Annotated in this window: 15 protein-coding genes; 4 read left to right on the top strand and 11 right to left on the bottom strand. The window is 66.1% G+C overall.

Features of this window, described 5'->3' with window-relative positions; genetic code table 11:
• Nucleotides 1–54 precede the first annotated feature (54 nt).
• The 5 genes from AFIC_RS12055 to AFIC_RS12035 all read right to left on the bottom strand — a co-directional run bounded on the left by AFIC_RS12055 (nucleotide 55) and on the right by AFIC_RS12035 (nucleotide 7,547).
• Complete coding sequence (locus AFIC_RS12055) at nucleotides 55–414, bottom strand: hypothetical protein (RefSeq protein ID WP_275246477.1); 360 nt, start codon at nucleotides 412–414, stop codon at nucleotides 55–57.
• Between the two features lie 126 nt (nucleotides 415–540).
• Entirely contained in the window at nucleotides 541–2,607 is a 2,067-nt protein-coding gene (locus AFIC_RS12050) for a hypothetical protein (protein WP_275246476.1), read from the bottom strand.
• Between the two features lie 175 nt (nucleotides 2,608–2,782).
• Entirely contained in the window at nucleotides 2,783–5,620 is a 2,838-nt protein-coding gene (locus AFIC_RS12045) for a DUF4159 domain-containing protein (protein WP_275246475.1), read from the bottom strand.
• Complete coding sequence (locus AFIC_RS12040; RefSeq protein WP_275246474.1) at nucleotides 5,617–6,549, bottom strand: DUF58 domain-containing protein; 933 nt, start codon at nucleotides 6,547–6,549, stop codon at nucleotides 5,617–5,619. The genes AFIC_RS12045 and AFIC_RS12040 overlap by 4 nt, the downstream gene beginning before the upstream one ends.
• Nucleotides 6,549–7,547: an AAA family ATPase gene (locus AFIC_RS12035; RefSeq protein WP_275246473.1), complete on the bottom strand. Its 999-nt coding sequence runs from the start codon at nucleotides 7,545–7,547 to the stop codon at nucleotides 6,549–6,551. Before AFIC_RS12035 ends, AFIC_RS12040 begins: the two co-directional genes overlap by 1 nt.
• Before the next feature lie 203 nt (nucleotides 7,548–7,750).
• Between AFIC_RS12035 and AFIC_RS12030 the strand changes: the two genes are divergently transcribed.
• The 4 genes from AFIC_RS12030 to AFIC_RS12015 are packed head-to-tail and all read left to right on the top strand — an operon-like array spanning nucleotide 7,751 to nucleotide 10,588.
• On the top strand, nucleotides 7,751–8,362 hold the full coding sequence (locus AFIC_RS12030; protein WP_275246472.1) for a DUF1285 domain-containing protein: 612 nt from the start codon (nucleotides 7,751–7,753) through the stop codon (nucleotides 8,360–8,362).
• The gene (locus tag AFIC_RS12025) at nucleotides 8,359–9,066 is read left to right on the top strand and encodes a CoA pyrophosphatase (protein ID WP_275246471.1); all 708 of its coding nucleotides are present in this window, start codon (nucleotides 8,359–8,361) and stop codon (nucleotides 9,064–9,066) included. Before AFIC_RS12030 ends, AFIC_RS12025 begins: the two co-directional genes overlap by 4 nt.
• Nucleotides 9,063–9,326, top strand: coding sequence for a DUF6111 family protein (locus tag AFIC_RS12020; protein WP_275246470.1), 264 nt, complete (start codon nucleotides 9,063–9,065; stop codon nucleotides 9,324–9,326). The genes AFIC_RS12025 and AFIC_RS12020 overlap by 4 nt, the downstream gene beginning before the upstream one ends.
• Nucleotides 9,323–10,588, top strand: a complete 1,266-nt coding sequence (locus tag AFIC_RS12015) for a CCA tRNA nucleotidyltransferase (protein ID WP_275246469.1) — start codon at nucleotides 9,323–9,325, stop codon at nucleotides 10,586–10,588. The genes AFIC_RS12020 and AFIC_RS12015 overlap by 4 nt, the downstream gene beginning before the upstream one ends.
• A 33-nt stretch (nucleotides 10,589–10,621) precedes the next feature.
• On the opposite strand, the gene AFIC_RS12010 is transcribed toward AFIC_RS12015, so the two are convergent.
• The 6 genes from AFIC_RS12010 to AFIC_RS11985 all read right to left on the bottom strand — a co-directional run bounded on the left by AFIC_RS12010 (nucleotide 10,622) and on the right by AFIC_RS11985 (nucleotide 15,065).
• The gene (locus AFIC_RS12010; RefSeq protein WP_275246468.1) at nucleotides 10,622–10,849 is read right to left on the bottom strand and encodes a YodC family protein; all 228 of its coding nucleotides are present in this window, start codon (nucleotides 10,847–10,849) and stop codon (nucleotides 10,622–10,624) included.
• Between the two features lie 146 nt (nucleotides 10,850–10,995).
• Nucleotides 10,996–12,426, bottom strand: coding sequence for an outer membrane protein (locus tag AFIC_RS12005; protein WP_275246467.1), 1,431 nt, complete (start codon nucleotides 12,424–12,426; stop codon nucleotides 10,996–10,998).
• Between the two features lie 114 nt (nucleotides 12,427–12,540).
• Complete coding sequence (gene hemF / locus AFIC_RS12000; RefSeq protein ID WP_275246466.1) at nucleotides 12,541–13,428, bottom strand: oxygen-dependent coproporphyrinogen oxidase; 888 nt, start codon at nucleotides 13,426–13,428, stop codon at nucleotides 12,541–12,543.
• 10 nt (nucleotides 13,429–13,438) lie between these two features.
• The gene (locus AFIC_RS11995; protein WP_275246465.1) at nucleotides 13,439–13,807 is read right to left on the bottom strand and encodes a 6-pyruvoyl trahydropterin synthase family protein; all 369 of its coding nucleotides are present in this window, start codon (nucleotides 13,805–13,807) and stop codon (nucleotides 13,439–13,441) included.
• 152 nt (nucleotides 13,808–13,959) lie between these two features.
• Complete coding sequence (gene queE / locus AFIC_RS11990) at nucleotides 13,960–14,592, bottom strand: 7-carboxy-7-deazaguanine synthase (RefSeq protein ID WP_275246464.1); 633 nt, start codon at nucleotides 14,590–14,592, stop codon at nucleotides 13,960–13,962.
• Complete coding sequence (locus AFIC_RS11985; RefSeq protein ID WP_275246463.1) at nucleotides 14,589–15,065, bottom strand: tRNA (cytidine(34)-2'-O)-methyltransferase; 477 nt, start codon at nucleotides 15,063–15,065, stop codon at nucleotides 14,589–14,591. Before AFIC_RS11985 ends, queE begins: the two co-directional genes overlap by 4 nt.
• Nucleotides 15,066–15,221: the final 156 nt, after the last annotated feature.

The following is a 15,221-nucleotide window of genomic DNA, read 5'->3' as shown; positions in this document are numbered from 1 at the left end:
GCCGCGGATTGAACGGAGAGCCGGCCATGGGAGCGAATGGCCGGGACGGACGGTTCAGGTCAGGGAGAGAGGCGGGCCGCGCGAATGAAAGGCAGCGGCGCGCGCGCGCGGGGTGTCTTTCAGTGCGAACGGCGCGAAGGCGACGGTCGCGAACGAGGCGGGAAGCGGCAGCACGGGCGCCGCCGCATGCAGACCGCTCGCCGCCATCGCGGTGGTGACGCAAATCGCGCAGATCGCGTCGGCGGCATCGTTATGGTCCGAGGTGCCGCCGGTGGATGAACTGCTGGCGACCTGCGTGCGGTCCGCCGACCAGGCGGCGACATGGGTATGGCCGAACGACAGCCCGATCTGCATCGCCAGCGCGAACAGCGCCAGCAACGACAGCCTTTTGGCTTTCGACCGGACCCAGGTCATGACAGACGGATTCCCCACGCCGGGGCTTCAGGCCACCGGATGTTACAATGTAACATTGGAAGCTCCGGGGATGTCAATCCACCCCGGAATACTGTCCTCAGAGCGTGGCGGAGTGTGGTTTTGCCGTCACCGTCCCTCGCGCAGCCAGGTGGCGGCGAAAGCGCCGAGCAACAGCAGGAGCCCGATCAGGCCCGCGAACACCGGGAAGGCGCCGATGCCGCGCACCACGCTGGCGTCCCGCATCTTCAGGCCGAGCCAGCCCGAACCTTCGAACACGGTCGAACCGTGGATCGGCAGGATGCGCGGCAGCTCGACGGTGCCGGACTCCGAAATTCGCCGCGTGTCGCCGCCGGTTGCTTTCGTCAGCGGCGCGAGCGCTTGCGTCGTCGATGTGACTTCGGAGAATTCCTTCGGGTTGGCGGGGCCGACGCTGATGAGCGCCTTCAGGTCGCCATCGGTCGCCTGCCACAGGCCGAGTTCGTCGGCGCCCAGAGCCGCACGCCACAGGCCGGGCTCGCTCTGCGCAAGCGTGACCTCGCGGGTCTTGCCCGAAGGCGAGGTGACGGTCACGGGCTTCACCGTGTCCGCCATGGTCTGGCGCGTGACGACGAGATCGCGGCCTTGCGTCTTCAGCCGCAGCGCCTCCTCGTCGAGTTCGGGTTGCTTCATCAGCCAGTGCGACAGCCGCCGCAGCAAATCGAGATGCGGGCCGCCGCCTTCATAGCCACGCGCCCACAGCCAGATCTGGTCCGAGAGCAGCAACGCGACCCGGCCTTCACCCTGTCGCGACAGCAGCAGGAGCGGTTCGCCGTTCGCGCCTTCCATCACCGGCGGCACGGTCGGATTGCGGGTATCGACGATGCGGAAGAACCGGCCCCAATGCGGCGGCTCGCTGTTTGAGCCTTCCAGTCCGCGCGTGACCGGATGGCGCTTGCCGGTGTCGGTCAGGCGCGCGTGAAACGCCTTCTCCGTGACATCGACAGGCTCGGCCGGCAGCACCGCATCGAGCGGGGTCCGCCAGATCGAGGTGGGGCTCGCATAGTCCGGCCCGGCGGCCACGAGAACCGCGCCGCCGTTCTTCACGTAACGCGTGATGTTATCGAAATATGCAGTCGGCAGAACACCTTGGCGGGCGTAGCGATCGAAAATGATGAGCTGAAACTCGTTAATCTTCTGCTGGAAGAGTTCGCGCGTGGGGAATGCGATCAGCGACAATTCGTTGATCGGGGTGCCGTCCTGTTTCTCCGGCGGCCGCAGAATGGTGAAGTGCACCAGATCGACGCTGGCGTCGGACTTCAGGAGATTGCGCCAGGTGCGCTCGCCCGCATGCGGTTCGCCCGAGACCAAAAGCACGCGGAGCTTGTCGCGCACGCCGTCGATCGACACCACGGCGCGGTTGTTGACCGGCGTCAGTTCGCCCTCGAGCGGGGAAGCCTCGATCTCGACGATGTTCTGTCCGGCGTGCGGAATCTCGAGCCGGATGCGGCCGGTCTCGCCGCTCGTCAGCATGCGGCGGCTCAGGACCTCGCCGTCGCGCCGGATGGTGACTTCGGCGCGCTGGTTGGCCACGCCCTGATCGTCGAGCTTGAATGTGATGGTCTGCGTCTGTCCGACGATGCCGAAGCGCGGGGCCGAGACGATGGCGATGCGGCGGTCGCGTTCGCCGGAGTGTCCGGTGATGAGCGCATGGACCGGCGCTTGAAACCCGAGCGTCGCGTTGCTGGCCGGGATGTCGTGCACGCGCCCGTCGGTAATGAAGAACGCTCCCGCAATGCGGTCGGTCGGAACGTCGGAGAGCGTGGCCGAGAGCGCGGAGAACAGTTTGGTGCCGTCGGTCTCGCCATCCGCCTGTCCGGCGTCAGCCACCCGGACGTCGAGGCCCTTGATGGCGCGCAGCCTCTCAAGCAGCGCGTCGCGCGCCTCGTCGGTCTGTTTCGCGCGGTCGCCAAAACTCTGGCTCGGGCTCTTGTCGATGATGACGGCGGCGACCGAGGGCAGCGGTTCGCGGGATTCACGGGTGAAAGAGGGGTTGGCGAGCGCCAGCAGGACCATGGCCAGGGCAGCCGCCCGCCACAACGCGCCGCGTGCGCGCCGCAACAGCGAGATGGCCGCGATCAGGAGCGTGGCCGCAAGCCCGAGCCATAGCACGAGCGAGGGGACCAGCGGCGCGAAGGCGATGCCGTATTGGGTCATGAGGCGTGCCCCTTCTTACACCTTTCCCCATGCGGCAAGGCGTCATCCTGAGGTGCGAGCCGCATTCGCGGCGAGCCTCGAAGGACGACGCCGATCATCGGGCCGTGCATCCTTCGAGGCGCGGCGTCGCCGCGCACCTCAGGATGACGGATCGTCTTTGGCGTCCTTCGCATCCTCATTGCCCGAGCCTTTCGATCAACGCCGGGGCATGGACCTGATCGGCCTTGTAGTTGCCGGTCAGCGTGTACATCACGATGTTGGCGCCGGCGCGGAAGGCGAATTCACGCTGGCGCGGCTCGCCCGGCGTCAGCGGCAGCATCGGCTGGCCGTCGGGCCGCAGCGCCCAGGCACCGGCGAGATCGTTCGAGGTGATGATGATGGGCGAGACGCCGTCGCCGCCCCGCGCCGGGCGCTCCACGCCATCCTCGTCGCCCTCGCGCGGCAGCGCCTCGACCCATGTCCGGCCCGAGGTGAAGCGGCCCGGGAAGTCGCGCAGCAGATAGAACGTCTTCGTCAGCACATGCTCGCGCGGCACCGGCTCCAGTTCGGGAATGTCGAGCGAGGACAGGATCTGCCGCAGCGCCAGCATGCCGGGGGTCTGCGATTCTCCGTTCGAGGTCGGCGGCGCGTCGATGGCGTCGCGGGTGTCGAACAGCACCGTGCCGCCATTCTTCATATAGGCGTCGATCTTGTTGATCGCCTCCTGCGAGGGCTTCGGCGCATCCGCGATCACCGGCCAGTAGATCAGCGGGAAGAAGGCGAGTTCGTCTTTCGCCGGATCGACTCCGATCGGATCGCCTGCCTCCAGCGCGGTGCGTTGCGCGAGAAACAGCGACAGTCCGCTGAGACCCGCTTTCACGACATTGTCCACTTCCGCGTTGCCGGTGACGACATAGGCAAGATGCGTCTGCGACACCGCCTTGATGGCGAAATCGTCTTTGGCGGCGTTTGCCGTGACTGCCGGTTTGGCGGTCCGGGTTTGCGCGTCCAGAGCGTGCGGGGCGAGCGCGCTCGATATGACAGCCAGCGCCAGCGCCGTGGCGACGGAGCGCCGCCGCAGCAACCCGGCCAACGCGCCGCCGAGAATGGCGATGATGATGGCGTCAACCACGAACAGCAGCAGCGCGAGCGAGAGCAGGGTGCCGCGCAGGTCGCGCGGCTCGGCGTTGGTGTAGCTCGCGCGGGTCGCGTTGAGCGACGAGGTGTCGAGCGCGGTCAGGCGATCGGTCGCGGCCAGCGTGTTGACGGCGACAGGGCCATCGACCGGACCGTAGAATCCCGGCGGATGATCGAGGCTGGCGGCACCGCGATAATCGGCCTTCACCGGCTTGGCGGTGGAAGGCGGCGCCGTGAAGGCGCCGAAGCCGTCGAGCACGCGGGTCGGCGCGACCGTCTCGATCTTGGTCTCGGGCGTCAGGTTGCTTCCGGCGGCATCGGCATAGCCCGCCATGTCGACGATCCGGCGCAGCATCTCGACGAACGTGCCGGACAGCGGCAAATCCGACCAGCGGGTGTCGCCGCTGACATGGAACAGCGCGAGCACGCCCTTGCCGCGCCGCTCTCCTGTGACGAGCGGCGTGCCGTCGGCGAGCGAGGCCCATGTTTTCGAGGCGAGCGCGGGATCTGGATCGGCGAGTACCTGCCGCGTCACGGTCACGTCGTCGGGCACCGGCAGACCGGCGAACGGGCTATCGGCGGCGAAGGCGGCGAGGTGCTGCGGCTTTTCCCATGTCAGCGTGCCGCCGAGGCTGCGGTTGCCGCGCCGCAGCTTCACCGGCACCAGATCGTCGTCGCCTGCCGCGAGGCGCGGCCCCGCGAAACGCACCAGCACGCCGCCCTGCGCGATCCAGTCGTCCAGCCGCTCGCGCAATTCCGGCGACAGTGTGCCGACATCGGCGAGGATCAGCATCGGCAATTTCTGGTCCAGCAGTTGCCTGATGGCATCGTCAGGCGCGCTGCGCTCGGCATTGCGCACGTCGGCGAACGGCGCGAGCGCCTTCGTCAGATAGAACGTGGTGGCGAGAAGCGGCTGCGAAATATCGGAGCTTGCGCCGGAGACGATGCCGATGGCGCGCCGCCGCCAGCGCTTGTCGAGCAACTGCACCGCGCCCGCGGAACGCTCGCCCGCGATCTCCAGCCGCGCGATGTCGTTGCGCAGTTCGACCGGCAGATCGAAAGCAGCTTCCGTCTCGCGCGCGGTGGCGTCGAACGCAAAGTGCGTCTCGCCGATTGGCGCGCCTTTCTGGTCGAGCGCGCGCACGATGCCGGACTCGATGCCGCCGGTGGCGCGCAGCACTTTCACGGTCATCTTCGCGGCGGCGTTCTCGGCGGCGGCGAGCGCATGCGCCGGCGGCGTGCCGCCTTCATAGACCGTCAGCGCGCGGTCGCCGATGGCGTCGTGCAGGCCGCTCACGAAGTCCGCGCCGCGCCCGCTATCAATTCCGTCATTAAGCCAGACGATGCTGGCGTCGCCGATCTCGCCGAGAAAGCGTTTGATCAGCGGCAGCGTGGCGCTGCGGTCGATGCCGTAAGGCTTCGGCGCAAATTGGCGAAGGGCCACGCGCGCCGTGCCGGGGGGCATCAGGCTGATGTCGCGCGCGGGCTCGGACAGAGGCACCAGCGCCACCGCGCGGCGCGCAGCATCGGCCTGCGAAATCAGTTCGTCGGCGGAGCGAATGCGCACGTCCCAGTTCGCTGCGGCGCTCCAGCCGTCATCGAGCAGGATCACCAGCGGCCCGGACGATGCGCTCGCGCCGCCTTTCGGATTCCACACCGGGCCCGCGGCGGCGAAGATCACGAGCGCGGCGGCGAGCAGTCGTAACAGTGTGAGCCACCACGGCGTGCGCGACGGCGTCTCCTCGCGCGGCTTGATGTCGAACAGCAGCCGCGTCGGCGGAAATTCCACCTTCACCGGGCGCGGCGGGATCACGCGCAGCAGCCACCACAGCGCGGGCAGAGCGATCAGCCCCGCGAGCAGCCACGGTTCGGTGAAGGAGAGCGGCAATCCGTTCATGCCGGCCATCCCGATCTGGCGCTGCCCTCGCGAGATGCGGCGAGCGCCTGATGCAGGTACAACAGCAGTTCGGCGGCGGAGCGGTCGGTCCGATGCGTGGAAAACAGCCAGCCGCGCCGCGTCGTTTCCGCGCGGATGCCGTCGCGGTGCTGTTTGAGCTTCGCGGTGTAATCGTCCTTCCAGTTCTGCGCGCGCCCGGCGACGATGGCGCCCGCGCCTTCGGGCTCGTTGAATTCAACGCGGCCGGAATAGGGGAAGGTTTCCTCGGCGGGATCGACGATTTGCAGCAGCACGCCGCGCGCGCCGGAGGCCGAGAGGCCAGCAATCATCGCCGCGATGTCACCGAGCGGCGACCAGAAATCGGACAGCACGACGACCTCGGCGAGCGAGGCAGGCACGAAACCCGGCGGCAGGCTGTCGCGCGTGGCGACGTCGTGCAGCAGCACCTGCGCCATCCGGTCGATGATGCCGCGGCTGGCGCTCGGGCGCATCAGGCCGGGGATGCCGACGCGCTCGCCCCCCGCGACTAACAGGTCGGCCAGCGCGAAGCTCAACACGATGGCGCGCTCCAGCTTGCTGTCGCGCGCATCTTTCGAGGCGAAGGCCATCGAGGCGGAGCGGTCCGGCCACAGCCATACGGTATGCGCGGCTTCCCACTCCTGTTCGCGGACGTACAGATGATCGTCGCGTGCCGAGCGCCGCCAGTCGACGCGCTGCGCGGCTTCGCCGGAAACGAAACGGCGGTACTGCCAGAAATTCTCGCCGGTGCCGGCGCGCCGCCGCCCATGCAGGCCGTGGATCACGGTCGCGGAGATGCGCCGCGCTTCCAGCACGAGGCGGGGCATCGACGCGGCGAGCGAGCGGCTTTCGCCATCGGCACGCCGTATCGCTTCGATTTCGGTGAGCGCGGGTTTGGGGACCGCGGCCATCAACCGACCCGCGCTTTCAGCCGCCCGATCACGCCTGTGACGGTTTCGCCTTCGGCGCGGGCGGAGAAGGTCAGCGCCATGCGATGCTTCAGCACCGGTTCGGCCAGTTCGAGCACGTCGTCGATGGAGGGCGCGAGGCGGCCGTCGAGCAGCGCGCGGGCGCGCACCGCGAGCATCAGCGCCTGGCTCGCGCGCGGGCCCGGTCCCCATGCGATGGATTTGGCATCGTCGCCGCCCTCGCCGGGGCGCGCGGAGCGTACCAGCGTGAGGATCGCTTCCACCACGGAATCGCCGACCGGCAAACGGCGCACCAGCCGCTGCGCGGTGATGAGCGTGTCGGCGGTCATCGCCGCCTTCGCCGTGGTCTGCTCCGCGCCGGTAGTGTCGAACAAAATTTTACGTTCGGCATCGCGGTCGGGATAGCCGACATCGATTTCCATCAGGAAACGGTCGAGCTGCGCCTCGGGCAGCGGATAGGTGCCTTCCTGCTCCAGCGGATTCTGCGTGGCGAGCACATGGAACGGCACCGGCAGATCGTGCCGTGCGCCCGCGACGGTGATGTGCTGCTCCTGCATCGCCTGCAACAGCGCGGACTGCGTGCGCGGCGAGGCGCGGTTGATCTCGTCGGCCATCAGCAGTTGTGCGAACACCGGACCGGCGATGAAACGGAACGAGCGCTTGCCCGCCGCGCTCTCATCGAGCACTTCCGCGCCGAGAATGTCGGACGGCATCAGGTCGGGCGTGAACTGCACGCGCTTGGCGTCGAGCCCGAGCGTGACGCCGAGCGTCTCGACGAGTCTGGTCTTGGCGAGGCCCGGCACGCCGATCAAGAGCGCATGACCGCCCGCCAGAATCGTCACCAGCGCGTTGTCCACCACGCGCTCCTGCCCGAAGATCACGGTGGACACGGCCTGACGCGCGGCGCGGATGCTGCCCGCGAGTTGCTCGGCGGAGCGGACGATCACGTCTTCCAGTTTTTCGACATCTGCGCTGTTCATTCCTGCTCCTTGCCGCGTCAGTGGCGGATTGGATGATGTTAGCCCGGACCTGCGGGAAATAGTCTGTCCGCACGGCGCGATCCCCCATTTTAACGGCCCAATGGGGCGACATCCATCACGTTGCGTCGATTGGGCGTGAACGCCGCTTGGATATGGAAAATCGTGCCTAAATCGTGCCAGACTGCTCACGGTCGAGGAAAACCATGGCGAAGCAAGGGCAGCCGATAGCAGCGGGGGACGTTGGCCAGCGCCTCGATGCGCTGGCCTCGGCGGCGCAGCGCGTCAATACGTCCGGCCTGCCGCCGGTCGAGCGGTGGAATCCGCCGTTTTGCGGCGATCTCGACATCCGTATCGCCTCCGACGGCACCTGGTTCTACCTCGGCAGCCCGATCGGGCGTCCCGAACTGGTGCGACTTTTTTCCAGCGTGCTGAAACGCGAGGGCGAGCGCTATTTTTTGGTCACGCCGGTGGAAAAAATCGGCATCGTCGTGGACGACGCGCCGTTTATCGCCGTCGAGATGAGGGCAAGGGAACAGGGCGGGGCGCGGCTTTTGTCGTTTCGCACCAATGTCGGTGAATGGATCGATTGCGACGCTGCCCACGGGCTGCGGTTCGAGGACGCGCCGAGGGGCGGCCTTGCGCCCTATCTGCATGTCCGCGCGGGGCTGTGGGCAAAGCTGTCGCGGCCGTTATATTATGAACTGGTCGATCTCGGCGAGATTCGCCAGATCGGCGGCGAGGAGATTTTTGGCGTGGCGTCGAATGGTGTGTTTTTCGCAATCGCCGATGCCGCGCAGTTGAAGGGCTCAGCTTGAACGACAGCTTTCTGAAAGACAAGGCGGGTGCCCACGCGCTTCCGGTTCCGCACCGCGCTTCGATCGACATGGGATCGGCGGAATTCTTCAAGCGCGCCCGCGCGCAATTGAATTTCGATGTGCCTCCCGCATTGTCCGATCCGAGCATCGTCGCCAGGACCGGCGACCGCGGCACCGACTGGATGCTGGAGATCGTCGCGCGCGAGAAACCGATCCGGCAGGCGGCGGTGCTGATCGGGATCGTCGAACACGAACAGCCGTCCGTCCTGCTCACCACGCGCGCGGGGCATCTCGCCGATCATCCCGGACAGATTTCGTTTCCCGGCGGCAAGATCGACCCGCAGGATGCCTCGCCGATGGACGCGGCGCTGCGCGAGGCGAAGGAGGAAGTCGGGCTGACGCGCGATTTCATCGAGCCGGTCGGCTATCTCGATGTCTACTCCACGAGCTTCGGCTTCCGCATCCTGCCGACGCTGGCGCGGATTCGCCCCGGCTTCGATCTCACCATCAACACCGAGGAAGTGGATGATGCGTTCGAGGTGCCGCTCGCATTCCTGATGGACCCCGCGAACCACAAGCAGGGCACCAAGGAATATCGCGGAAAGCTTCGGTATTTTTACGAGATGCCGTATGAGCAGCGCTATATCTGGGGCGCGACGGCCGGCATGCTGCGTGTGCTGTATGAGCGGATCTACACGTCATGATCCGACCGCTGCTGACCGAAATCGGGATTTTCCTGATTCCGTTCGCTGCCTATGCGCTGTTCGTATTCGCAAGCCGCCGCGAGGTGCTGAATCGTTCATCCTGGCCGGCGCGCATCGTTTTGGGATTGAGCATGGGCGCGTGCCTGCTGGTGATCCTGAGCCTCGTACTGCTGGCAAATTTCTCCGGCGCGTCGCCGGACACGACCTATACGCCGGCGCGCGTCGAGAACGGCAAGTTCATTCCGGGGTCCGATAAATGACCGGGCGCGCCACCCCGACCGCGACGATCATCGCAGCCTGGCTGACATCCGGCCCCGCGGCGCGGGCGCTCGCGCTTCTGAACGCCAATGGAGAAGAAGCACGCATCGTCGGCGGCGCGGTGCGCAACGCGCTCCTCAACCTGCCGGTCGGCGAGATCGATGTCGCGACCACGGCGTTGCCGGATGAAGTGGTGCGCCGCGCGCGCGCCGCGCGGATCAAATGCGTTCCGACCGGGATCGAGCACGGCACCGTGACGCTGGTGATCGAGGGCACGCCCATCGAAGTCACGACGCTGCGCGAGGACATCGAGACCTTCGGCCGTAAAGCGAAGGTCGCGTTCGGCCGCGACTGGGTGCGGGATGCGCAGCGCCGCGATTTCACCATCAACGGCCTGTCGCTGTCCGCCGACGGTGTGGTGCACGACCATGTCGGGGGTCTCGCCGACATCGAGGCGCGCCGCGTGCGCTTCATCGGCGATCCGGCGCGGCGCATCTCGGAAGACTTTCTGCGCATCCTGCGTTTCTTCCGCATCCACGCCGCTTACGGGCAGGGCGAGCCGGATCGCGCCGCTGTCGATGCCTGCATCGCCGCGCGCGAGGGGCTCGCCGCGCTGTCGGCGGAGCGGCTCCGGATGGAAATTCTCAAGCTTGTGGTGGCGAAGGGCGCTGCGGACGCGCTGATCGCAATGGAGGATGGCGGCCTGCTTGGCCGCATCACCGCGGGCGTCAGTTATCATGGTTCGTTCGCCAACATGGTCGAGGCGGAGCGGATGCTCGGCTTCGCCGCCGATGCGATCCGCCGCCTCGGCGCGCTGACGGTGGCGACGCCGGAGGATGCCAAGCGGTTGTCGGTGCGGCTGCGTCTGTCGAATGCGGAAACGAAGCGGCTGGACTCCATGGGGCATCGCTGGTGGCGGATGCGGCAGATGGACGATGAAGTGGCGCGCCGCCGCGTCTATCGCCTCGGTCCGGACCGTTACACCGAGCGCGTCATGCTGGCATGGGCGCGGGCGGGCCGGGATTTCGTGGCGCCGCGCTGGCGCGAACTCGCCACGCTGACGCGGCGCTGGAGCGCGCCAACTTTCCCGCTGAAAGCGGCGGATTTCATCGCGCGCGGGTTGAAGGAAGGCCCGGCGCTCGGCCACGTCCTGACGCTCGCGGAAGATGCGTGGCTGGCGGCGAATTTTCCGCTCGACGCCGCAAGCGTTGCCGCGATCGCCGAGCAGACGCTGGAACGCTTCCGGCACGATCACCGGCTTTGAGGGATTCCCCCGCGTGAAGCGGATTCGCGCTGGTCAGGCCGCATCGTCCTCATCTTCATCTTCATCTTCATCTTCATCCTCGTCGTCATCCGGCCGGTCGATTTCGACGATTTCGAGCGCGATGGCCGGAAGCGTTTCCCGGAACAGATCGCCTTCGGCACCCATCCAGAGACACTCGGCCTTTTCGCCCTCGACCGCGACCACCGTCAGAGGCTGTCCGCCCGATTTGAGAATGGCGATATCGCCCGCTTTCAGTGTCATGGCCTGTCTCCCGTTTGAGTACAGCCATGCCTAGCAGGATGGTGTGACGGCGCGACAAATCACGGGTGGCGGAATGATGGAATGCAAAACAAAAAAGCCCCGGAGCATCGCTCCGGGGCTTTTTGTTTCAGCTCGTGTGAGCCGGATCAGTACTTCGCGACGACCGGGCTACCCCAGTTGAAGCGATAGACCAGCGAGGTCGAGACCGTCTGCACGTAAGGCTTGAAGGCGACGCCACCGGTCGTCGCAACACCTGCGGCATCGAAGACCTGGCTGGTCTTGTGGTCGTATTCGGCCACGCGGTATTCGGTCTTCATGAACCAGCCCGGCGCATGGATGCCCAGAAGGTTGAGGTCGTTCTCGACGCCGCCGCCGATGAACCAGCCATCGCGATGCGACTTGCCGATAGACGTGCCATCGCTGAACGCGACGCTCTTGAAGTCGGCGTGGCTGTAGCCAACGTTGACGTAGGACAGGGCGTTCGGCGAGATCAGATAGCCGAGGCGCGCACCGGCGGCATAGTTGGTGTCGTTCTTCAGACGGCCGGTCACGCCAGCCGCCGCATCCGCCAGCGAGCCGCGGATATCGCCGAACTGGGCGTCGCCGAACACGCCGACCACCCAGGTCGGGTTGATCTGCCAGTCGTAACCGCCGCCGATCGTGCCGAAGTAACCACGGCCGCCCGCGCGGGTGTCGAGGCCGTTGGCGCCGGTCGTGAGATCGACGGTGTGCTGATCGGACGACATCTGGCCGTAGCCGCCGCCGCCAGCGAGATAGAAGCCGGTCCAGTTGTAGGCGGGGGAACGGGCCGCCTTGGTGTAGAACGGCGTACCGGCGCTGGCACCCGGCGTCACATGAGAGTTGAAGCGATAGACCAGCGAGGTCGATACCGTCTGCACGTAGGGCTTGAAGGAGATGCCGTTGCCGCTGCCGTCGTTATACAGGCTGTTCTTCCGGTCATATTCGGTGACGCGGTATTCGGTCTTCATGAACCAGCCCGGCGCCTTGATGCCGAAGAAGTTCAGGTCGTTCTCGACGCCGCCGCCGATGAACCAGCCGTCACGATGCGACTTGCCGATGGCGGTGACGCCGTCAGAGAAAGTTGAGCCCTTGAACTGGCCGTAGCTGTAACCGGCGTTGACGTAGGACAGCACGTTCGGCGCGACCAGATAGCCGAGGCGTGCGCCGGCGGCGTAGTTCGCGTCGTTCTTCAGGCGGCCCGAGATGGCGGGTGCAGCAATATCGACCAGGCTGCCGCGAATGTCGCCGAACTGCGCATCGCCGAACACGCCGACCACCCAGGCCGGGGTGAGCTGGTAGTCGTAGCCGAGACCGACGGTGCCGAAATAACCGCGTCCGCCCATGCGGCTGTCGAGCGAGGTGGCAACACCGGCTGTCGTGGAGTGCTGGTCGGATGACATCAGGCCGTAGCCGAAACCGCCGCTGACGTAGAAGCCGGTCCAGTTCGACACCGGCGCCACGACCGGCGCCTTGGTGTAGCGGGCCGCGAGATCGGCCGCGTTGGCGGCGCTGCCCAGAGCGATCAGGGCCACGGTGCCCAGCAGAAACTTTTTCATGAAAATCCCCAAACCCGATGACGGCATGAATTCGATCAAAAGCTACCGGATTCCGGGCGGGCCGGATGTAGCCTGCGGGCCACAGTGGACAGCAAAGCCCGCAGGAACCGTGGTTTACGGCCACTTAACCTCGGGCGGCATGGAAGACAGAATCGACTCCACATTGCCCCCGGTCTTCAGCCCGAAAATGGTGCCACGGTCGTAGAGCAGATTGAATTCGACGTAGCGCCCGCGCCGGATCAACTGCTCCTCGCGGTCGGCGGCCTGCCAGGAGGCCTCGAAGTTGCGCCGCACCAGTTCGGGATAGATCGCCGCAAAGGCGCGGCCGACATCCTGGGTGAAGGCGAAATCGGCATTCCAGTCGCCGGACTCCAGCCAGTCGTAGAAGATGCCGCCGATGCCGCGCGGCTCCTTGCGGTGGGCGAGAAAGAAATAGTCGTCGCACCACTTCTTGAACTTGTCGTAGGGCGCGACCGCCGTATGGGCATGGCAAGCCTTGCGGAAGGCTTCATGGAAGGAGACGGTATCGAGGTCTTCCTGAGTCCGCCGCCGGTCGAGCACCGGGGTCAGGTCCGCGCCGCCGCCGAACCAGCGCCTGGTGGTGACGACGAAGCGGGTGTTCATGTGCACGGCGGGCACGTTCGGATTCCATGGGTGTGCGATCAGCGAAATGCCCGAGGCCCAGAACCGTGGATCGTCTGAAGCGCCGGGAATCTGCGCGCGAAATTCGGGGGCGAATTCGCCGAACACGGTCGAGCAGTGCACGCCGACTTTCTCGAACAGCCGCCCGCGCATCATCGACATCACGCCGCCGCCGCCCGGCGCGCCGGTGTGGTCGGTGCGCTCCCACGGCTTGCGCGTGAAGCGTCCCGCCTGATCGCCATAGAGCGAGGCGGGGGCCTCGTCCTCCAACTGCTCGAACGAGACGCAGATGTCGTCGCGCAGCTTTTCGAACCATGCGCGGGCGGAGGTCTTGCGGCTGTCGAGCAGGGAAGCGTCCATGTTCAATCCGTCATTTTGATTGGGGCCCGAAATAGGTGCAGCTCTCGCCGCAACTGTCGCGATGGATGCTGACGCGCGTGACGTCGCCCGCGCCCTGCACATTGTCCCAGATGTAGCGCGACAGGTTCTCCAGCGTCGGCAGGCCGATCGCCTCGATCTTGTTGAGAAATTTGTGGTCGAGCGCCTTGCGCACGTCGGCGATCTTCCGCTCCAGCAGACCGAGGTCCATCACCATGCCGGTCGCGGGGTCGGGCACGCCGCGAATCGTCACCTCGGCGCGAAACGAATGGCCGTGAATCTCCTCGCTATTCTCGCCGAGCGTCGTGCCCTTGAGCGAGTGCGCGGCCTCGAAGTGAAAGGATTTGGTCAGTTCCCACATGGCTAACAATTACCTCAACTCGTTCGGCCTCGTCATCCTGAGGCGCGAGGCGCTTTTTGCGCCGAGCCTCGAAGGATGGCGCCGTCGCCCTTCGAGGCTCGCAAGAGCTCGCACCTCAGGGTGACGGTTTATCTTCTCGACCATCTCGCTAATTACCTGATCCCGAGGGTCTTGTGGGTCTGCACGCTGAGCCGCCATTGCGGATGGCGCAGACAATAGTCGATTGCGCGCGCGGTATTTTGTGCCAGATCAGGCCCGTCCATCGGTTGCAGCAGAAAATGCTGGAAGGCCAGCGCGGTGTAATCCTCCGGCGCGTTCTGTACCTGCGGATAGACCAGCTTCAACTCGTGGCCCTGCCGGATCGCAAGCTCGGTGTCGGCCTTCGGGCTGACGCAGATCCAGTCGAGGCCGGGCGGGGCGGGCAGGGTGCCGTTGGTCTCCACAGCGATCATGAAGCCGCGCGCATGAAGTGCTGCGATCAGCGCATCATCGATCTGGAGCATCGGCTCGCCGCCAGTCAGCACCACGAATCGATGACGGCTGTCAGCGCCCCATGTCGCGGCGATTCGCTCCGCGAGATCGCCGGCGGTGGCATAGCGTCCGCCGAGCGTGCCGTCGGTGCCGACGAAATCGGTATCGCAGAACTGGCACACGGCCTCCGCGCGGTCCTGCTCGCGGCCGCTCCACAGATTGCAGCCCGCGAAACGGCAGAACACGGCCGGGCGTCCGGCCTGCATGCCTTCGCCTTGCAAAGTCAGGAAAATTTCCTTCACCGCGTAACTCACGGCGCATTGTCTCCATTTGTGACAGCATGTCGCGTCTGCCGCAGCGCCTCGCCGAGCGCCATCGCGGCGGCGACGGCGACATTGAGCGAGCGCATGCCTTCCGCGATCGGGATCACCAGTCTCTGATCCGCGCTCGCGGCAACCTCGTCCGGCACGCCCGCGCTTTCCCGGCCCAGCAGAAGAATATCAGTATCTTCATAGCGATGCGCCAGATAGGAGGTGGCGCCCTTGGTGGTCAACAGCATCAGCCGCCCGCCATCCGCCTGCTGCCATGCACGAAACGCGGTCCACGACACATGACGCGATATGGCAACCTGATCGAGATAATCCATCCCGGCGCGGCGGAAATGGCGGTCGCTCACCGGGAAGCCTGCGGGCTCTATAATATGCGCCTCGACCGCAAGACACGCGCAGAGTCGCAGAATCGTCCCGGTATTCTGGGGAATGTCCGGTTGATACAGGGCGATCCGCATGGGGTGATCGGGCTCGGAAAAAAGGGGGTAAAAACCGCTGCGATGCGCCGAATTTGCGCATCGCACGAGCGGGAGCCGATACCGGGCTTGCGCTCAATCATCAAGGGTGCCAATAGATCGATTCTAGATCATCTGTTCTGCCCGGCTGAGCAGGAC

Origin of the sequence: [Pseudomonas] carboxydohydrogena (assembly GCF_029030725.1) — a bacterium.
GTDB classification, from domain to species: Bacteria; Pseudomonadota; Alphaproteobacteria; order Rhizobiales; family Xanthobacteraceae; genus Afipia; species Afipia carboxydohydrogena.
Note: the sequence above shows the minus strand (reverse complement) of the source record. Positions and strands in the feature narration are given on the sequence as shown.